Here is a 1758-nt window from a genome sequence, read left to right as displayed (position 1 = left end):
ACCAACCACTCATCGAAAACATAGGTATTTATGCCTTTTTATATGAATCAGAGCTTACTTTTACAACAGCCCCAAAAGAATGATTACATCGAATTAATCAATTATTCGGGGGATGATACATTCAATCTAATCACACAAAATCTCATTCCAAAATCCATTGAACAAACTACCACTCTATCTAATCAATTTAAACTTTACTCAGGTGTTGTTCTTTGTCAAAAAATTTACGAGTTTTGTAGAGCGTATATCAATTACCGTTTCGATAAAGAAGGTACTGAACAAATCAGATTACCCAGACGTACTTGGGCTGATAGACAAAAGGGCGTAGACTGCGAAGATTTTACCATTTTCATCTCTTCTATTTTACACAATCTCAAAGTTAACCACACAATTAAGATGGTTGATTTTGGGCAAGGATGGCAACATATTTACGTCGTTGTTGGAGATGTAATTCTTGACCCTGTTCAAGATAAATTTAATTATGAGGACTCTTATGAGATAGCTCGTGAGTATGACTATAAGTTCTCTCAACTTGGCTTCCTTGGTCGAAGCTTGAGCATCACTTCGAGTGAAAAGCAATTCGTTGAACAGGTAGAATTAGAGCTTGAGCGTAATGAGAAACATAACAAAAGAAGTATCGAAAAGCTTGCTAGTAAATTTGGAATCACGGGCAAAACGGATATCAAAGAGCTCACCGAATTAGCGATTGTTAATGTTTGCAGAAAGATTGCCAATGATAAAAGTACGACCGATTATGAAAAGTATCTCGGCATTCTTGAAACCTATCGAAATCAGGTCATTCTTTCACATAGAACTAGTATTTCGATTCTATTACAACAGTACTCTACAGCCTCCCCCATTGCGTTTTTGGCTGGATTGTATGTAAAAAATGGAGTACAAAATTATCAAGGTCAAATTTTTGAACCAACGGCAGGTAACGGCATGATGACCATTGCTTTTCGTCCTGAGCAATGCACTGTCAACGAAATAGATGATACCCGATACAAGAATTTATTAACTCAAGGCTTTAGAAAAGCAACTCAAATCAATGCTATCTACAACACGCCTAACGAGAAGTTTGATGGAGTCATTACCAATCCGCCATTTGGGGCAGTTGACCAAAGGGATTACCTAAAGATTGACAATAAATACATCCTAAAAGACCTTGACCATATTCTTAGTTATTATGCGCTCAATAATCTAAAATCCGATGGTCGATGTGCCATTATCATCGGTGGCCATACTCATTACGATAGTGAAGGAAGGGTTCAGGCAGGTAAAAACAGAGTTTTCTTAAGCTACCTATACCGCTATTTTAAGGTAGATGACGTAATTAACATCAATGGCGACCTTTACTCAAGACAAGGAACGAGCTTTGATATTAGACTCATTCTTATTTCGGGTATAAAACAAGTCTCAGAGGGCTTTGCTCCACTCAAGGAACAAGCCAGAAGCGAAGTAATCAATACTTTCGAAGAGCTTTACGAAAGAGTTACTTCAAACTTTATTAGCCAGCAATCAACTAACAACAGTACTCTCAAAATTAAATACAAATATAGACTAAGACTTCAACTACAAGCGAAGTCGCTTTTATCAGTACTACATGAAAAAAACTAAAAAATTGATGGATATTGCCCTTGGCATGAAGTACCCTGTACTTTCTCAGGGACAATCTCTCGATGTGGACACACCCGACTCAATGGGTTTTGAAATCAATCAAGCGCTACAAAATCTCAAACAAGCCATTGGCGGTGACGT

Annotated in this window: 1 protein-coding gene; it reads left to right on the top strand. The window is 37.4% G+C overall.

Going from position 1 to position 1758, the window contains the following annotated elements:
* The first annotated feature begins 30 nt into the window (after positions 1-30).
* Positions 31-1617, top strand: a complete 1587-nt coding sequence (locus ACOVQ4_RS13770) for a hypothetical protein (protein ID WP_421821208.1) — start codon at positions 31-33, stop codon at positions 1615-1617.
* Positions 1618-1758 lie beyond the last annotated feature (141 nt).

Source organism: Flectobacillus sp. (assembly GCF_049240685.1).
Taxonomy (GTDB): Bacteria; Bacteroidota; Bacteroidia; order Cytophagales; family Spirosomataceae; genus Flectobacillus.
The sequence above is the reverse complement of the archived record's forward strand: the minus strand, read 5'-3'. Positions and strand labels throughout refer to the sequence as shown.

Excerpts from the sequence above, each read along its gene's own strand:
- ACOVQ4_RS13770 (WP_421821208.1), top strand. The coding sequence starts at position 31 with ATGCCTTTTTATATGAATCAGAGCTTACTTTTACAACAGCCCCAAAAG.